Origin of the sequence: Vibrio sp. Vb0888 (assembly GCF_033338835.1) — a bacterium.
GTDB lineage: Bacteria > Pseudomonadota > Gammaproteobacteria > Enterobacterales > Vibrionaceae > Vibrio > Vibrio alginolyticus.
Genome location: NZ_JAWOTL010000193.1, coordinates 1 through 1,231, shown reverse-complemented (window position 1 = coordinate 1,231; position 1,231 = coordinate 1). Strand labels below are relative to the sequence as shown.

The window sequence follows — 1,231 nt, the reverse complement described above, 5'->3', positions numbered from 1 at the left end:
CTTGTCGTCCATTCTTATCACCAAGGATTCTTTTGGACGGATTCCATTCAGCGCGGGATCGATCAACAACTCGATGACCGTGAGATGGACATGCGCGTCTTATACTTGGATTCCAAGCGCAACCAGAGCGAGCAGTTTTTTACCCAGCTCGAATCACTCTATCGCACCAAGTTGAGCGATGAGCGTTTTGATGCCATTTTGGTGACGGACAACAATGCATTGGAATTGATGCAACACTTGGCGCCGCTGATCAAAGACACGCCAGTGATTTTCTGTGGCATCAACAATTACCGTCCTTCCTTTCATCAATCACTTAACGCAACCGGCGTGATTGAGAACGTCGATTTAGAAGCGAACTTAGCGCTGATCGAGCGTTTGCATCCAGACAACAAGCAGATTTACATCATCAGTGATCATTCGGTGACTGGTGCAATACTTCGCGACGAGATTGACGATTTTATCCAACAACATGACCGTTATCGCAACAAGATCACTCAACTTGTCCCTGACAATGTTGAAGCATTGAAGAAAAAAATCGCTCAACTCAATAAAGAAAATGTGGTGCTGTTTTGGACTTACTACCGCGACAAAGATGGCGTGGTCGGCAGCGAACGTGACTGGATTCAGATCAACAAGGCCTCCAACGCGCCATTGTTTATGGTGCACGATGTAGGATTGGGTCATGGTGCGGTGGGCGGCGTGATTCAAAGCGGTTATCGGCAAGGTGTTGAAGCGGCTAGATTACTTGAACAGGTGCTCGACCACCCACAAGAACCATTACCTCCGGTGGTGAATGGCGATTCTGAAATCAAGCTCGATTACCAAGCGGTTGTGCGCTGGGGGTTGGGCGCAGAGCAAGAATCCTCGGCGGTCTTTTTTAATAAGCCGATGGAATTTTCGGAGCGTTTCGCCAAAGAAATTCGCTTGTTTGGCAGTTTGTTCGTGTTGATGCTGGTGGCCATTTTGCTATTGAGCTACTACTTGCAACGTATTCGCCGCAGCGAGACGGCTGCTCGTGAAAGCCAGGCGATTCTAGAGTCCATTTTTGACCAAAGTATGCAGTACATGGGGATTTTGGATAAACATGGTTTGCTTAAATCTGGCAACGATCGTCTGCAATCTTTACTCTATCATCAGGAATTACGCTTAGATAAGCCACTTTGGCTACATCAAAACTGGAGTGAGCAAGCACGCCACGCGATCGCCGATTATTTTGACGCACCGCAGCAAC

1 protein-coding gene is annotated in these 1,231 nt (G+C 47.8%); it reads left to right on the top strand.

What is annotated here, in order from left to right:
- On the top strand, positions 1-1,231 hold a 1,231-nt coding region (locus R7P72_RS24955), incomplete at both ends, for an ABC transporter substrate-binding protein (RefSeq protein WP_318110952.1).